This window comes from Klebsiella sp. MPUS7 (genome assembly GCF_009905335.1).
In the GTDB taxonomy this organism is placed as follows: domain Bacteria; phylum Pseudomonadota; class Gammaproteobacteria; order Enterobacterales; family Enterobacteriaceae; genus Klebsiella; species Klebsiella grimontii.
This window is the reverse complement of the sequence record NZ_CP047604.1, coordinates 4,039,481-4,055,212: the sequence shown is the minus strand read 5'-3', so window position 1 is coordinate 4,055,212 and position 15,732 is coordinate 4,039,481. Positions and strand designations below refer to the sequence as shown.

13 protein-coding genes are annotated in these 15,732 nt (G+C 59.5%); 6 read left to right on the top strand and 7 right to left on the bottom strand.

Features of this window, described 5'->3' with window-relative positions:
* Positions 1–67 precede the first annotated feature (67 nt).
* From GUC22_RS18995 to araD, 4 genes are read left to right on the top strand one after another with little or no spacing between them, the layout of a single operon-like run.
* Positions 68–997, top strand: a complete 930-nt coding sequence (locus GUC22_RS18995; protein ID WP_049086598.1) for an ABC transporter permease — start codon at positions 68–70, stop codon at positions 995–997.
* A gap of 27 nt (positions 998–1,024) precedes the next feature.
* Positions 1,025–2,503: an FGGY-family carbohydrate kinase gene (locus tag GUC22_RS18990; protein ID WP_049086592.1), complete on the top strand. Its 1,479-nt coding sequence runs from the start codon at positions 1,025–1,027 to the stop codon at positions 2,501–2,503.
* Positions 2,500–3,399 (top strand): L-ribulose-5-phosphate 3-epimerase, encoded by a 900-nt coding sequence (locus tag GUC22_RS18985; RefSeq protein WP_049086590.1) that lies wholly within the window; start codon positions 2,500–2,502, stop codon positions 3,397–3,399. The genes GUC22_RS18990 and GUC22_RS18985 overlap by 4 nt, the downstream gene beginning before the upstream one ends.
* The gene (gene araD, locus GUC22_RS18980; protein ID WP_049088755.1) at positions 3,389–4,084 is read left to right on the top strand and encodes an L-ribulose-5-phosphate 4-epimerase; all 696 of its coding nucleotides are present in this window, start codon (positions 3,389–3,391) and stop codon (positions 4,082–4,084) included. Before GUC22_RS18985 ends, araD begins: the two co-directional genes overlap by 11 nt.
* A gap of 231 nt (positions 4,085–4,315) precedes the next feature.
* Here the strand turns inward: araD and kdpE are convergent, their stop codons facing one another.
* Genes kdpE through kdpF form a run of 6 tightly spaced genes read right to left on the bottom strand, consistent with a single transcriptional unit; the run spans position 4,316 to position 12,103 of the window.
* Positions 4,316–4,993, bottom strand: a complete 678-nt coding sequence (gene kdpE / locus GUC22_RS18975) for a two-component system response regulator KdpE (RefSeq protein WP_116944038.1) — start codon at positions 4,991–4,993, stop codon at positions 4,316–4,318.
* Positions 4,990–7,677, bottom strand: coding sequence for a two-component system sensor histidine kinase KdpD (kdpD, locus tag GUC22_RS18970; protein ID WP_098067082.1), 2,688 nt, complete (start codon positions 7,675–7,677; stop codon positions 4,990–4,992). The genes kdpE and kdpD overlap by 4 nt, the downstream gene beginning before the upstream one ends.
* A gap of 1 nt (position 7,678) precedes the next feature.
* Positions 7,679–8,254: a potassium-transporting ATPase subunit KdpC gene (gene kdpC, locus GUC22_RS18965; protein ID WP_004132632.1), complete on the bottom strand. Its 576-nt coding sequence runs from the start codon at positions 8,252–8,254 to the stop codon at positions 7,679–7,681.
* A 10-nt stretch (positions 8,255–8,264) separates the two neighbouring features.
* Positions 8,265–10,313, bottom strand: a complete 2,049-nt coding sequence (gene kdpB / locus GUC22_RS18960) for a potassium-transporting ATPase subunit KdpB (RefSeq protein ID WP_024358790.1) — start codon at positions 10,311–10,313, stop codon at positions 8,265–8,267.
* 21 nt (positions 10,314–10,334) lie between these two features.
* Positions 10,335–12,014, bottom strand: coding sequence for a potassium-transporting ATPase subunit KdpA (gene kdpA / locus GUC22_RS18955; RefSeq protein WP_024358789.1), 1,680 nt, complete (start codon positions 12,012–12,014; stop codon positions 10,335–10,337).
* On the bottom strand, positions 12,014–12,103 hold the full coding sequence (gene kdpF / locus GUC22_RS18950; protein WP_049250631.1) for a K(+)-transporting ATPase subunit F: 90 nt from the start codon (positions 12,101–12,103) through the stop codon (positions 12,014–12,016). Before kdpF ends, kdpA begins: the two co-directional genes overlap by 1 nt.
* 306 nt (positions 12,104–12,409) lie before the next feature.
* Here kdpF and GUC22_RS18945 point away from each other — a divergent pair, with 306 nt between their 5' ends.
* Complete coding sequence (locus GUC22_RS18945; RefSeq protein WP_162626030.1) at positions 12,410–12,619, top strand: YbfA family protein; 210 nt, start codon at positions 12,410–12,412, stop codon at positions 12,617–12,619.
* 202 nt (positions 12,620–12,821) lie between these two features.
* Entirely contained in the window at positions 12,822–14,264 is a 1,443-nt protein-coding gene (phrB, locus tag GUC22_RS18940) for a deoxyribodipyrimidine photo-lyase (RefSeq protein WP_064342357.1), read from the top strand.
* Here the strand turns inward: phrB and dtpD are convergent.
* Positions 14,233–15,714 (bottom strand): dipeptide permease DtpD, encoded by a 1,482-nt coding sequence (dtpD, locus tag GUC22_RS18935; protein ID WP_004132624.1) that lies wholly within the window; start codon positions 15,712–15,714, stop codon positions 14,233–14,235. The two genes, phrB and dtpD, sit on opposite strands and share 32 nt — an antisense overlap.
* Positions 15,715–15,732 lie beyond the last annotated feature (18 nt).

Genomic DNA, 15,732 nt, shown 5'->3' with positions numbered 1-15,732 from the left:
GGAGTATTAAATGAGTAATGAAAACGTGTCATTAGCGCCCGCCGCATCTCCTGATAAAAATAAAAAGATGCTCCATGGTTTATTAAAAATGCCCGCGTTCCTGCCGTTTGTTGGTCTGGTACTCCTGTTCTCCTGTATGGCTATTTTTAATGACTACTTTTTAACGGTCGATAACTTATCGACCGTCGCCCGCCAGGTCTCGATTAATGCCATCATTGCTATCGGGATGACCTTTGCCATCCTGACCGGCGGGATCGACCTCTCCGTCGGCGCGGTCATGGCCCTGGCCGGTACCCTGATGGCGGGATTAATGAAGTACTATGGTTTAGAACCGTGGTTAGCCATTCTTATCGGCCTGTTTTCCGGCGTCGCCTTTGGCGCGCTGAACGGCTTTTTAACCGCCTACGGTAAAATGCCGCCGATTATCGTGACCCTCGGGGCAATGATTATTGCGAAGGGACTGGCGCTGATCTATACCGGCGGCTACCCCATCTCCGGTTTACCGGATTCATTCGCTTTTTGGGGCCGCGAATATCTGTTCGGTATTCAGGTGCCTATTATTCTGATGGTGGTTTTATATCTCATCTTTTATATCGTCCTGAATCATATGCCGTTTGGTCGCTATGTTTATTCCCTCGGCGGTAATGAAGAAGCGGCGCGCCTGAGCGGGCTGCGGGTGAAATATTATAAATTGCTGGTTTACGTGATCAGCGGCTTTACCGCCAGTTTTGCCGGTCTTATTTTCACCTCGCGCGTGATGAGCGGCCAGCCGAATGCCGGCGTCGGATTTGAACTGGATGCAATTGCCGCCGTGGTGCTCGGCGGGGCATCAATTGCCGGCGGCCGCGGAATGATTATCGGCACGCTGATTGGCGCCATGATGCTCGGCGTACTGAATAATGGTTTAAACCTCCTTGGGATCTCACCTTACGTTCAGTATGTGGTGAAAGGGCTTATTATTTGGGGCGCCACCTTTATTAGCTCAGCCAGACGTTAATTTATTTTAAATATGAGGCGAAGGGAAATGAATTTTATCGGGGTTGATATCGGTGGTACGGTAACCAAAGCCGGTATATATAATGAGTTAGGGCAAGAGATTCATGTGGCGTCGCAATATGCGCAGGTATTATCCGAACAGCCGGGCTTTACCGAGCGGAACATGCATGAGCTATGGGATACCGTTTGCAGCGTGATAAAAAAAGCGCTGTATGAAAGCCAGGTGCCGCCGCTAAGCATCGGCGGGATCGGTTTCTCCTCGCACGGCAAAGGGCTCTACGCGATTGACAAAAAAGGCGAGCCGGTGCGCAATGGGATTATTTCATCTGATACCCGGGCGCTTGAGTTTGTCAAAAAATGGTACCGTGAAGGTATCGACAAACTGGCCTATCCAAAAGGATTGCAGCAGTTGTGGACCGGACATCCGGTGTCGCTGCTGGCGTGGCTTAAAGAGTATGAGCCGGCCAATTACGACAGAATCGATGCCGTTTTGATGGTCCACGACTACATCCGTTTCCGCCTGACCGGCGAAGCGACGGCAGAAATCACCAATATCTCCGGCAGTAATTTTTATAACCAGTTCACCTCTCGCTACGACAGCGACATGATGGCGCTATTTGGCATTGAGGAAGTGGTGGATAAAACCGCGCCGGTGGTGAACTCAACGGATTGCGTGGGCCACATTACCTTGCAGGCCTCGCTGGACTGCGGTTTATGCCCGGGGACGCCGGTTTTCGGCGGCTTTTTCGACGTGGTCGCCTCCGCCGTCTCCTCGGGCATTGATCGGGCGGATACCCTGAGCGCGGTGGCCGGAACCTGGAGTATCGCCACCTCGGTGACGGATAGCATTATTGCCAGCGACTTTCCCTACATCTGGGGGAAATACTGCATTCCGGGCAAATACTTCGTTCACGAGGGCAGCCCCACTTCGGCGAGCAATCTCTCCTGGTTTGTGAAGCAGTTTTTCCCTGACGATGACCGCTGCTACGACCATTTCGAAAGCTGGATCGCGCAAGATACCGACAGCAACCTCATTTTTTTACCCTATTTGTTCGGTTCCAATCTGGCGATGGATCTGCCCGGCGCGCTGGTGGGCCTCGCGGGGCATCATACGAAAAAGGATATTATTGCGGCCATCTATCGCGGGATCGTTTTTTCTCACCTGGTGCATCAGGACCGCATTATTGAACTCAATCGGGATATTCAAAAAATTCGCTTTACCGGCGGGCCGAGCCAGTCGAGAGGCTGGACGCAGATGTACGCCGATGCGGCCAATCTTCCGCTGGAAGTAGTGGATATCGAACAGGCCGGCTGTCGAGCCGCCGCGCTGTGCGCCGCGGCCGGCAGTGGCGCCTACGCTAACTTCAGCGAGGCGATTGCGGCCACGCAGCCCGAGGTGGTCTGCTATCAACCCGATAGCAATCGGCATCAGCAGCTGCGCGAAGGCTACGCCCGTTACTTAGCTGTCGCGCAAAGCCTCTCCAGGGCGACGGGAGCGGCGCAATGAAACCCAGACTTGGCATCTACGAAAAAGCGCTCCCCGCAGCGCTGGACTGGCCGAAACGCTTCGAAATGGCGGCCGGCCTGGCGTTTGATTTTATCGAAATCTCCGTTGATGAAAGCCCCGAACGCCAGGCCAGGCTGCGCTGGAATCGGGGGCAGCGGCTGGCGTTCGTGGCGGACAAAATCAACAGCGGCATTGATGTGCCGAGCATGTGCCTCTCCGCGCACCGCAGCCATCCCTTTGGTAGCGTCAATCGCGATACCCGGCTCAAGGCGCGGGAACTGATGCTTGATGCGCTGGATTTTGCCAGCCACGTCGGGATCCGCAACATCCAGCTGGCAGGCTATGACGTCTATTACGAATCCTCTTCGGCACAGACCCGGGAATACTTTATTGAGGGCATCAACTGGGCGGTGGCCGAAGCGGCGAAAGCACAGGTGATGCTGTCGATGGAGATTATGGATACCGCCTTTATGAGCAATATCTCGCGCTGGCTGGATCTCGAACGGAAGGTTTGCAGTCCGTGGTTTTGCGTCTATCCGGACGTTGGCAACTTAAGCGCGTGGCAAAACGATGTTCCTGAAGAGTTGAGTAAGGGCATTCATAAAATCAGCGCCATCCATTTGAAAGACACCCAGCCCGTTTCACACGCCTCGCTGGGGCAGTTCCGCGATGTGCCGTTCGGCACCGGCTGCGTGGATTTCAGCGAGATCTTCCGTTCGCTTGCCGCGCTGAACTATCGCGGCGCATGGTTGATTGAGATGTGGGCCAAAAATGACGGGCTGGATAGCGAGAGAATTGCCGAGGCCAAAGCGTGGTTAACGGATAAATACCAGCAGGGTTTTCTTGCCCCGCAGCATGAAGTTAATGTGAATTCAGGAGTGAAGTATGCTGGATAAACTCAAGCAGACGGTTCTTGACGCCAATCTGGCGCTGCCGAAATTTCATCTTGTGACCTTTACCTGGGGCAACGTCAGCGGTATCGATCGCGAGGCCGGGCTGGTGGTGATCAAACCCTCCGGCGTGGAATACGCCGTGATGACGGCCGAGGATATGGTGGTGGTGGAGCTGGCGACCGGCAGGGTGGTAGAGGGGCGCTATAAGCCCTCGTCGGATACGCCGACCCATCTGGAGCTGTATAAGGCGTTTAGCGGCGTGGGCGGAATTGTGCACACCCATTCGCGCCACGCGACGATTTGGGCGCAGTCGGGCAGGCCGCTGCTGGCGATGGGCACTACCCACGCCGACTATTTTTATGGGCCGATCCCCTGTACCCGCCCGCTCAGCGATGATGAAATCCGCGGTGATTATGAAACCAATACCGGTCACGTGATTATCGAAACGCTGGGGGCGCAGCATACCGATCCGCTCAGCGTGCCCGCCGCGCTGGTCCACGGGCACGGCCCATTTGCATGGGGAAAAGATCCGGCGAACGCGGTGCATAATGCGGTGGTGCTGGAGGAGATTGCCTATATGAATATGTGGACCCGTCAGCTGAGCATTGATGAACAGCCGGTCTCTGCGACGCTGCTGGATAAACACTATTTGCGTAAACACGGGGCAGGGGCCTACTACGGGCAATAATCGCCTGCATTCCCCGGATTGCGGCGTAAACGCCTTATCCGGGCTACCGGCCCGCAGTTGGCGGTGAACCCTTAGCCCGGTCAGCGCAGCGCCACCGGGATGAAACAGCGTTGATTTATGAGGCCCGGCACATTTCCTGGAGGCGGCGCTTGACGCGCTTGTCCGGGCTACCGCCTGGCAGACGACGGCGGGCCTGTAGCCCGGCTAAGCAAAGCGCGAGCCGGGGATCAGCTAGGGCATAAACCGATAGCCGATCCCGGTTTCGGTCAGCAGATGCTGCGGGCGCGCCGGGTCGGCCTCCAGCTTCTGTCGCAGATGTCCCATATAGATCCGCAGATAGTGGCTGTGTTCCACCGCGTTCGGCCCCCAGACCTGGTTGAGCAACTGCCGCTGGGTCAGCACTTTGCCGGGATTATTCAGCAGTACCGCCAGCAGGCGAAATTCAATGGGCGTCAGGTGGATCTCTTCGTCGCCGCGCACGATGCGGCGGGCGGGGATATCGACTTCGACATCGGCAAAACGCACCAGCGGCTCATCGGCCTGGGCGCCGGCATGGCGGCGCATTGCCACCCTCAGCCGCGCCTGCAGTTCACCGATACCAAAGGGTTTGCTGAGATAATCATCGGCGCCGGCGTCAAGCGCGGCGATTTTGTCCTGCTCCTCGGTGCGCGCAGAGAGGACGATAATCGGCATCAGGCTCCACTGGCGAACCTCACGGATAAACGCGTTGCCGTCACCATCGGGCAGGCCAAGATCGAGAATGGTTAAATCCGGCTTGCGGGTCGCGGCTTCAATCAGCCCGCGCTGCAGCGTTTCCGCTTCAAATACGCGCATGCCGTCGGCTTCCAGCGCGGTGCGCAGAAAGCGGCGGATAGCATGCTCATCTTCGATGATCAAAACGTTAATCACATTTCCTCGGCTAAATCTTCCAGTTCAGGGGGCGCTTCTCTCGGCAGTGTAACACGGAAACAGGCGCCGCCTTGCGGGCGCGTCGCGGCGCTAATCGTTCCGCCGTGCACCTCAACGATCGCCTGGCAAATCGCCAGGCCCAGACCGACGCCGGGGATCGCCGACTCTTTATTCCCGCGGGCGAATTTATCAAAGATAGCCTGTTCCTGGCCGGCAGGAATACCCGGTCCGTTATCCCAAACCTCAAGCAGTAAATTGTGCGGGTCGACGTGCGCGGTAATGCCGATGTGCGCCTCTGTTCCCGCGTACTTCACCGCATTTTCCAGCAGATTAATCAGTACCCGTTCAAATAGCGGCCCGTCGACGTGAACCAGCAGCAGCGGGTCCGGCAGCGCGAGCTGAATATGCCGGCCGCCGAGCCCCGGCTCCAGCATACGCAGCGCGCTACCGACCACCTCTTCCAGAGTTAGCCACTCTTTATGCAAATTAAAGCCGCCGGACTGGATCCGCGCCATATCGAGGAGATTATTTACCAGCCGGGTGGTGTTCAACACGTGCTGACGAATCTCATTGGCCTGCGGCGCGTGTTTCGACCCTTCGCTGGCGAGATCGAGCGTCAGGATTTCAGCCTGGCCGAACAGCACCGTTAACGGCGTCCGCAGATCGTGGGACAGCGCTGCCAGCAGCGAGTTACGCAGGCTTTCCCGTTCGCTGTTCAGCCGCGCCTGCTCTTCGCTGGCGGTAAGCGTCAGTCTCTCCAGCGCGCTGGCGACCAGCAGGGTGAAGGTTTCCAGCAGGCGCTGCTGTTCGGGGATCATCAGCTGGCGGAGGTTGGCGGGTTCCACGACCAGCAGCCCCCAGGTGCGGGCGGCGCTTTTCAGCGGCAGGATTTGGTACGGCACGCCGGGTAGCGTATCGGTACCCGCCCCGGCGGGCTGCCCTTTATCGAAGCTCCAGCGGGCAATGGCGTCATCCCAGGTGATGGCCGCCGTTTGCGGAGTCAGCGGAGAGAGCCGGTTCGTTTCATCGGGCAGCAGCAGCTGGCTGCGCGCCTGAAACGTCGAGGCGATAAAGCGCTCGCTGGTGGCGGCGACATCCTCACGGCTGCGGCCCACCGCCAGCGCTTTTGACATTTCGTACAGATGCCGGGTGCGCTGTTCGCGATAGCGCGCCACCCGCGCCTGATAGCGTACGCCGGCGGTGAGGTTGCCGATAAGCAGCCCGACGGTGAGCATCACGCTAAAGGTCAGCAGATACTGCACATCGGAAACCGCCAGCGTACCGCGCGGCGCGACAAAAAACAGGTCAAAGCTGACCACGTTAATCACCGTCGCCAGCACCGACGGCCAGCGTCCATACAACAGGGCGATAATTACCACGCCCAGCAGATACAGCATCACCAGGTTGGCGGCTTCAAAAGCCATCAGCCACTGCATGGCGACGACGGTTATCACCGCGCACAGGGCGATGGCGACGACGCATCCCTGGAGCTGCAAACGCCATTTTTCCATTGCGGTCCGGCCATCGCTGGCGCGAGCGGGCAGGGGGGCGGCTTTTTCATCCAGCGCGATCACGACCAGATCGAGGTCCGGCGCGTGGCGGGCCAGCCGATCGGCGAAGCCGCTGCGGTCCCACCAGCGCCTTTTTTGCTGGCGGCCAATCACTATCTTGCCGAGGTTATGCTCGCGGGCGTAGTGCAGAACGGCCCGCTCTTCAGAAGGATCGGCGAGGGTCGCGGTTTCCGCCCCCAGTTCCTGAGCCAGCCTGAGCGCGGCGAGGATCGCCCGCCGTTTCGCTTCCGGCAGGCGATGCAGAGAGGGGGTTTCCACATACACCGCATGCCAGACGCTCCCCAGCCTGGCCGCGAGGCGGGCGGCGGCGCGAACCAGCTTTTCGCTGCCGGTGTTGTGGCCGATGCAGAGCAAAATGGCGTCGCGGGTGTGCCAGACTTTTTCCTGTCCCTGACGATCGCGCCAGGCGCGCATTTGCTCATCGACCCGATCGGCGGTACGGCGCAGCGCCAGCTCGCGCAGGGCGATCAGGTTGCCCTTGCGAAAGAAGTTCTCAATAGCCCGCTCGGCCTGGCCGCCGATATAGACTTTCCCTTCATTGAGCCGCTGGCGCAGATCGTCCGGGGGCAGGTCGACCAGCACTACGTCGTCGGCGGCGTCGAAAAACGGATCGGGGACGGTTTCACGGACCTGCACGCCGGTGATGCCGCTGACGACGTCGTTCAGGCTCTCGAGGTGCTGGACGTTAATGGTGGTAAACACGTCGATGCCGGCTTCCAACAGCTCTTCGACGTCCTGCCAGCGTTTAGGATGACGGGAGCCGGGCGCGTTGCTGTGCGCCAGCTCATCGACCAGGATCAGCGCCGGGCGGCGGGCCAGGGCGCCGTCAAGGTCAAACTCTTTAACGTAGCGCCCGCGGTGGGAGAGGCGGCGCTGGGGCAGGGTGCAGAGCCCCTCAAGCATCGCCGCCGTCTCTTTACGCCCGTGGGTTTCCGCCACGCCAATCAGAATATCCAGCCCCTGGGCGCGCAGCCGCTGCGCTTCCGCCAGCATCGCCCAGGTTTTCCCCACCCCCGCGCAGGCGCCGAAAAAAACCTTTAACTTACCGCGATGCGGGGCGGCGGTGTGTTGCAGCAGGCGATCGGGGTCCGGACGCAGCGGCTCGTCACTCATTTCACTTATCCTTCAGGGCATCCAGCGACATATTCAGCTGCAGTATATTTACCACAGGTTGGCCGAGAAAGCTGAGCAACGGTTTTTGCGTTGCCTCGTTGACCAGTTGCGTGACCTGCTCCACGCTCAGCTGCCGGGCTTTGGCGACGCGCGGCGCCTGCCACAGGGCGGCGGCCGGGGTCAGGCTGTAATCCAGTCCGCTCGCCGAAGCGGTGACCAGCTCCACCGGAACCCTGGACGTGGCGTCCGGGTTGGCGACGCGCAGGGTCTGCACTCGTTCGCTGATGGCTTTATCCAGCGCCGGATTGCTGGCGGCGAGGTTGCTGCCGCCGGATGCCAGCGGATTATCCGGCATCTCCGCCGTGGCGGATGGGCGACCCTGGAAATAGCCCGGCGCGGTAAAGTTCTGCCCGATAAGGCTGGAACCGCGCACTTCGCCGTCAATCCTCAGCAGCGAGCCGTTGGCCTGCTGCGGGAACCACCACTGTCCTAGCGCGGTGGTTAACAGCGGATAGACGCCGCCGGTGAGCAGCGTTAACAGAATAAACAGCACAACAGCAGGACGAATCAATGACATGGTTTTTTCCTCACATCAGCCCGGTCAGGGTCAGTAACAGGTCGATCGCTTTGATACCGATAAACGGCACCAGCAGTCCGCCCAGGCCATAGACCCACAGGTTGCGGCGCAGCATCGCCGAGGCCGTCAGCGGCTTATAGCTCACCCCCTTCAGCGCCAGCGGGATCAGGAAGATGATAATCAGCGCATTAAAAATCACCGCGCTCAGGATCGCCGAAGAGGGCGAGTGCAGATGCATCACGTTAAGCATCGCCAGCGGCGGATAGACCGCGGCAAAGGCGGCCGGAATGATGGCAAAGTACTTCGCCACGTCATTGGCGATACTGAAGGTGGTTAATGAACCGCGGGTCATCAGCATCTGTTTACCGATGTGCACGACCTCGATCAGTTTGGTGGGGTTGGAGTCGAGGTCCACCATGTTACCCGCCTCTTTCGCCGCCTGGGTACCGGAGTTCATCGCCACCGCGACGTCGGCCTGCGCCAGCGCCGGGGCGTCGTTGGTACCGTCGCCGGTCATCGCCACCAGCCGTCCTTCCGACTGATACTGGCGGATTAATGCCAGCTTGGCTTCCGGCGTCGCTTCGGCGAGAAAGTCGTCCACGCCCGCTTCCGCGGCGATAGCGGCGGCGGTCAGGCGGTTATCGCCGGTGATCATCACCGTTTTAATCCCCATTTTACGCAGCTGGGCAAAACGCTCTTTGATGCCGCCTTTGACGATATCTTTCAGCGAAATAATCCCCAGCACCCGCTCGCCTTCGGCGACCACCAGCGGCGTGGCGCCAAGACGCGCCACGTCTTCAACCTGTTTATCGACATCGGCCGGGAAGTGGCCGCCGTTAGCCTCAACGTGGCGGCGAATGGCATCCACGGAACCTTTACGGATCATCCGCTGGTCGATGTTAATCCCGCTCATCCGGGTCTGGGCGGTAAATGGCACGAAGGTGGCGTGCAGCGATTGCAGATCGCGCTCGCGCAGATTAAAGCGCTGCTTTGCCAGCACCACGATGCTGCGGCCTTCCGGCGTTTCGTCGGCCAGCGAAGAGAGCTGGGCGGCATCGGCAAGGGTTTTCTCTTCCACGCCCTGCGCGGGCAGGAACGCTGAAGCCTGGCGGTTGCCGAGGGTAATGGTGCCGGTTTTATCCAGCAGTAGAACGTCGACATCGCCCGCCGCTTCAACCGCGCGTCCGCTGGTGGCAATCACGTTCGCGCCGAGCATGCGGCTCATCCCGGCGACGCCGATAGCCGACAGCAGGCCGCCGATAGTGGTCGGGATCAGGCACACCAGCAGCGCCACCAGCACCGTCACGCTGACCGCGTTACCGCTCCAGGCGGAGAAGGGCCAGATGGTGGCGGTGGCCAGCAGGAACACCAGGGTCAGGGCGATAAGCAGGATCGTCAGGGCGATTTCGTTCGGCGTCTTGCGGCGCTGGGCGCCTTCAACCATGGCGATCATCCGGTCAAGGAAGGTTTCGCCCGGGTTGACGCTGCAGCGGATCACCAGCCAGTCGGAGAGAATACGCGTCCCGCCGGTCACCGAGGCGAAGTCGCCCCCGGATTCGCGGATAACCGGCGCGGATTCGCCGGTAATGGCGCTTTCATCCACGGATGCGCCGCCTTCGATAACCTCGCCGTCGCAGGGAATAATATCCCCCGCTTCGACCAGCACCACGTCGCCTTTACGCAGATCTTCAGCGGGTACGTGGTCAATTTGCGCATCGTGCTGCGGCGCGCGCAGCTTACGGGCAAAGGCGGTCTTTTTGACCCCCTTCAAGCTGTTGGCCTGCGCTTTACTGCGGCCTTCGGCCATCGCTTCGGCGAAATTGGCGAACAGGACGGTGAACCACAGCCAGAGACTAATGGCGGCGGTAAAACCGGCGCTGCCGGCGATATGCCCGCTGGCCATGGCGATAGCGAGCAGGGTGGTCAGCAGGCTGCCGATCCAGACGATAAACATCACTGGGTTACGCCACTGTACGGCAGGGCTCAGTTTTTTCACGGCGTCCAGCAGTGCCTGGCGCACCAGCGTCGGCTCCAGCAGGGCTAATGATTTGCGACTCATAACAGGTTGCTCCGCAATCGCTTAAAGTAAGGAAAAGTGTTCCGCCAGCGGGCCGAGCGCCAGCGCGGGAATAAAGGTCAGGGCGCCCACCAGCAGTACGGTGCCGATCAGCAGGCCGATAAACAGCGCGTCGTGGGTGGCGAGCGTGCCGCTGCCGGCGGGCTGAATTTTCTTGGTCACCAGCGAACCGGCAATGGCCATCACCGGGATAATCACCGCAAAGCGGCCAACCAGCATGCAGAACGCCAGCAGCAGGTTCCAGAACGGCGTCGCCGCGCTCAGGCCGCCAAAGGCGCTGCCGTTGTTGTTGGCCGCGGAGGTGACGGCGTACAGCACTTCGCTGAAGCCGTGCGGTCCGGGGTTGAACATGCCCGCGCGCCCGGCCTCGGTCATCATTGCCAGCGCCGTACCGAGCAGCACCAGCGTTGGGGTCACGAGGATCGCCAGCGCGATCATTTTCATTTCGCGCACGTCGATCTTTTTGCCGAGGTATTCCGGTGTGCGGCCAATCATCAGCCCGGCGATGAAGACCGCCAGCATGACGAACAGCAGCATGCCGTACAGGCCAGAGCCCACGCCGCCGAAGACCACTTCGCCTATCTGCATCAGCCACATCGGCACCATCCCGCCCAGCGCGGTAAAGGAGTCATGCATGGCGTTGACCGCGCCGCATGACGCGGCGGTGGTGACCACGGCGAACAGGCTGCTGGCGAGAATGCCGAACCGGCTCTCTTTGCCTTCCATATTCAGGCTACTATCGGCGCCAAGGCTCAGCAGATGCGGGTTGCCGCGGGTCTCCGCCCACATCACTACCGCCACGCAGACGATGAAGATCAGCGTCATCGCCCACAGAATCGCGCGTCCCTGACGGCGGTCGCCCACCACCTCGCCGAAGGCGAAGCACAGCGCCGCCGGGATGAGAAAGATCGCCAGCATCTGCACCAGGTTGGTCAGCGCGGTGGGGTTTTCAAACGGATGCGCCGAGTTGGCGTTAAAGAAGCCGCCGCCGTTGGTCCCCAGCATTTTTATCGCTTCCTGCGAGGCCACCGGCCCCATCGGCAGCATCTGGCGTACCCCTTCAAGCGAGGTAAATCCCTGATTGGGGGAAAAGCTCTGCGGTACGCCCTGCTGAATAAAGAACAGCGCGATGAGCAGCGAAATCGGCAGCAGCAGCCAGAGGGTGATGCGGGTCAGGTCGACCCAGGCGTTGCCCAGGGTGCTGACTTTCTGTCGGGCATAGGCGCGGGTGAGGGCAAAGATCACCGCGATGCCGGTGGCGGCGGAGAGGAAGTTTTGCACCGCCAGCCCGGCCATCTGGCTAAGACTACTCATGGTGGTTTCACCGGCATAGGCCTGCCAGTTGGTGTTGCTGACAAAGCTCACCGCCGTATTCAGCGCCAGGTCCCACGACAGGCCGGGCAGATGCTGCGGGTTGAGCGGCAGCGAGCCCTGGAACGTCAGCAGCGCGAACAGCGCCGCCAGTCCCAGCGCGTTAAACAGCAGGATAGCGAATAAATATTGATACCAGTTCATCTCCTGCGAACGAATGCCCGCCGCCCGCCATAAACCGCGTTCGATACCGGCCAGGCCCGGTAGCGGGGCATCATTGATCATGGTCGCCAGCGCCGCGCCCAGCGGACGCGCCAGGATCATCAGTAGCAGAATAAAGCTCGCAATGAGCAAAAATCCTTGAGCGGCCATCAGAATGCCTCCGCGTGTATCAGGGCATAAACCAGATAAACCAGCAACAGGAACACCAGCGCTACGCCAGCGATTACGCCTGCAGTCACAATCCACCTCCGGGTGTATTTTCGATTTACGAGGAGAATAGGCAGTCGGGCGCAAAGATTTCGCAAAAATCAGCGACGGGGGTGTAAAAAAAATATAAAAATCACCAAGCCCACAATTTAACTAATGATTAGTGTTAATTTAACTTTTTTGTAACTAAGTTACCGGATGAATGTAAATAAAAGCTAAATAGGCGCTTTTTAGTGGTCGGATGAGTAGTAAAATTACAGCCAAAGCGGTACTATTTTAAGCAGAGAAACATTGTAACTTTTCCGGCCTTGCTTGCCGGCCTGACAAAGGGGAGAGAAATTATGGCGTTGTACAAAACTTATCCTGCTCATATCATCTTTGCGCGTCGCGCTTTCGCCGTGACGGCTGGCGTGCTGGCGCTGCCGGTAATGCTGTTCTGGAAAGACCGCGCGCGTTTTTACAGCTGGCTGCACCGCGTGTGGGCAAAAACCAGCGAACAGCCGGTATGGATGGCGCAGGCGGAAAAGGCCTCCGCAGATTTTTATTAACCTTTGCAGATGGCCGAACGGCTAAGCCTGCTGAAGCGCAGGCGCTGCGCCTAAGAATTTTGTTATCAATCACGCCGCCGGTTTATCCGGCGGTTTTTTTTTGCCTGGAGTGGCTTACACTTATTAACTTCCCGCAGGCTAAGCCCGGGGGATAGCTGTTTTAGACGTCGTATGTATCCATTTTAATGATGAAAGGAATGTTATGGCCACCCATCTGGTCTGGTTTCGCGCGGATTTGCGCATGCACGATAATCTGGCGCTCGCTGCCGCCTGCCGCGACCCCCATGCCAGGGTGCTGGGGTTATTTATCGCCACGCCAGGGCAATGGCGCCAGCACGGGATGGCGGCGCGTCAGGCGGCATTTATCGTCAGCCACCTTCACAGCCTGCAAGCGGCGCTGGCGGAAAAGGGGATCCCGCTGCACGTTGAACAGGCGGAAGATTTTGCCGCCAGCGTAAAACGGCTCGCCAGCTTCTGCGGGCAGCAGCAGGTCACACATCTGTTTTACAACTATCAGTACGAAATTAACGAACGCCAGCGCGATGCCGCGGTGGAAAATACCCTGGCCGGAGTGACTTGTCAGGGTTTTGATGACAGCGTCCTGCTGCCGCCGGGCAGCGTGCTGACCGGCAATCGCGAAATGTATAAGGTGTTTACGCCGTTTAAAAATGCCTTTCTTCGCCGTTTACAGGAAGCGCTGCCCGAGTGCGTCGCCGCGCCGAAAGTCCGCGCGAGTGGCCCCATCGCTGCCGCCTCTAATGTGGAAATAGACTATCCGCAGACGCCCTTTGATAGCGAGCTGTTCGCCGCGGATGAAAAAAGCGCTATCGCCCGGCTCCGCGGTTTCTGCCAGCAAAAAGCCGCCGATTATGAACAGCAGCGCGATCTTCCCGCCGTCGAAGGAACCAGCCGGCTGTCGCCGTGCCTGGCGGTGGGCGCGCTCTCGCCGCGCCAGTGCCTGCACCGTTTGCTGGTTGAGCAGCCGCGGGCGCTGGATGGCGAAGCCGGGGCAGTATGGCTCAACGAGCTTATCTGGCGCGAGTTTTACCGTCATCTGATGGTTTACTACCCAAACTTGTGTAAAGGTCGCCCTTTTATCGGCTGGACCGATAACGTGGCGTGGCTGGATGATAAATCCGCGCTTCAGGCCTGGCAGCGCGGGCAAACCGGTTTCCCGATTGTCGATGCCGCCATGCGTCAGCTTAATACCACAGGGTGGATGCATAATCGCCTGCGGATGATTGTCGCCAGCTTCCTGGTGAAAGACCTGCGAATCGACTGGCGGCTGGGCGAGCGCTACTTTATCGAACAGCTTATTGATGGCGATCTGGCGGCGAATAACGGCGGCTGGCAGTGGGCGGCCTCCACGGGTACCGATGCCGCGCCCTATTTTCGTATTTTTAACCCGACGACCCAGGGAGAACGCTTCGATAAAGCGGGGCGGTTTATTCGTCACTGGCTGCCGGAGCTGGCCGGAGTGCCAGAGAAAGCGGTGCATCAACCGTGGCTGTGGGCGGAAAAGCAGGGCGTAAAGCTGGATTATCCGCGCCCGATTGTTGACCACAAGCAGGCGCGGCTGGAGACGCTGGCGGCCTGGGAAGCCGCCAGAGAACTTAAGACTCCATCGCCAGGCGACGAGCCCTGATCTTAACGGAGTGATACAGCCAGATCGCCAGCACCAGGCCGACGCAGGCCAGCGCGCCCCAGGTTATCTGGCTGAACACCTCAATGTAGGCGTTAATCGAGTAGTTGATGGCCCCGGCGGCGTCGAACGACCCCTGCGAGGTCTGGTCGGCAATCACCCCCGCCAGATAGTTGGCGATTGCGCCGGAGAGCAGCATATAAATGCCGGTCAGCACGCCGGTCACGCCGGGGATCTGAATGCGGGTGATTTGCGACATCGCAACCGGGTCGATAAACAGCTCGGCAAAGCCCATCACCGCCAGACCCAATACCATTAGCGGCATCGAGGAGTGGCCATAGGCGGCTGACCAGCGGGCGCTGAGGGTCAGGATGCAGAACCCGGCGCTCATCAGGCCGAGGCCCAACGCAAACTTGCCCCAGATGCGCACGGTACGGTTGCCGTTGATATTCTCTTTCACCAGCCACGCCAGCACCACTCCGCAGAGCATCACCGCAAAGGCGTTGACCGACTGGAACATCGCGGTCGGTATTTCATAGCCCATAAAATGGCGGTTAACGAAACGGTCGATATACAGGCTGATGGAACTGCCGCCCTGCTGCGCAAAGGCCCAGAACAGTAGGCTGAAGCAGGTGAGCACCATAATCAGCCGCAGATCTTTACGCTGCCCGGCGGTCTCCGCGCGCAGGTAGATCCGCGTCAGTACCGCCAGGCCGATAACCGTCGCCACAATCAGCGCATAGACCGACCACTCCTGCCAAAACAGCACGGTGATTAGCAGCGGCGCGGCGATCAGCAGCACCAGCAGCCAGCCCCAGTTTGGTAAAACAAAGCTCCGCGCCCGCAGCGCTTCGCGATTGACGCCCCGGGTATGGCGGAAATGGCGGTTGCCGCTGAGGAAAATGACCAGCCCGGCGATCATGCCTACCGCCGCTAGCGCAAAGCCCATCGCCCAGCTGTACTCCTCCTGCACGTAGCCGCAGGCGATTGGCGCAATGATAGACCCGACGTTGCCCGCCGCGTACATCAGCGAAAAACCGCCGTCGCGGCGCGGGTCGGTGGGTTCATACAGTTCGCCGAGCAGGCAGCTGACGTTGGATTTAAACAGCCCGTAGCCGCAGACAATAATCGCCAGCGACAGATAGAGGAAGGTGGGGGCGATTTCGCTGGCGCCGAGCACCAGATGGCCGATGGCCATCAACAGCGCGCCGAGCATCACCGCCATGCGGTTGCCCAGCAGCTTATCGGCCAGGAAGCCGCCGAGAATCGGCGTGACGTAAACTAAAGAACAGTAGGCGCTGAACAGCGCATAAGCGTGATTATCGTCATACTTGAGCTGATTGGTGAGATAAAGAATCAGCAGCGCGCGCATGCCGTAAAAGCTGAAGTATTCCCAGATTTGCAGCGCGACGACGTAATAAATCGCCCGCGGCTGTGAGGATTGTGTGTTCATGTAATGCTTCGTCCTGCC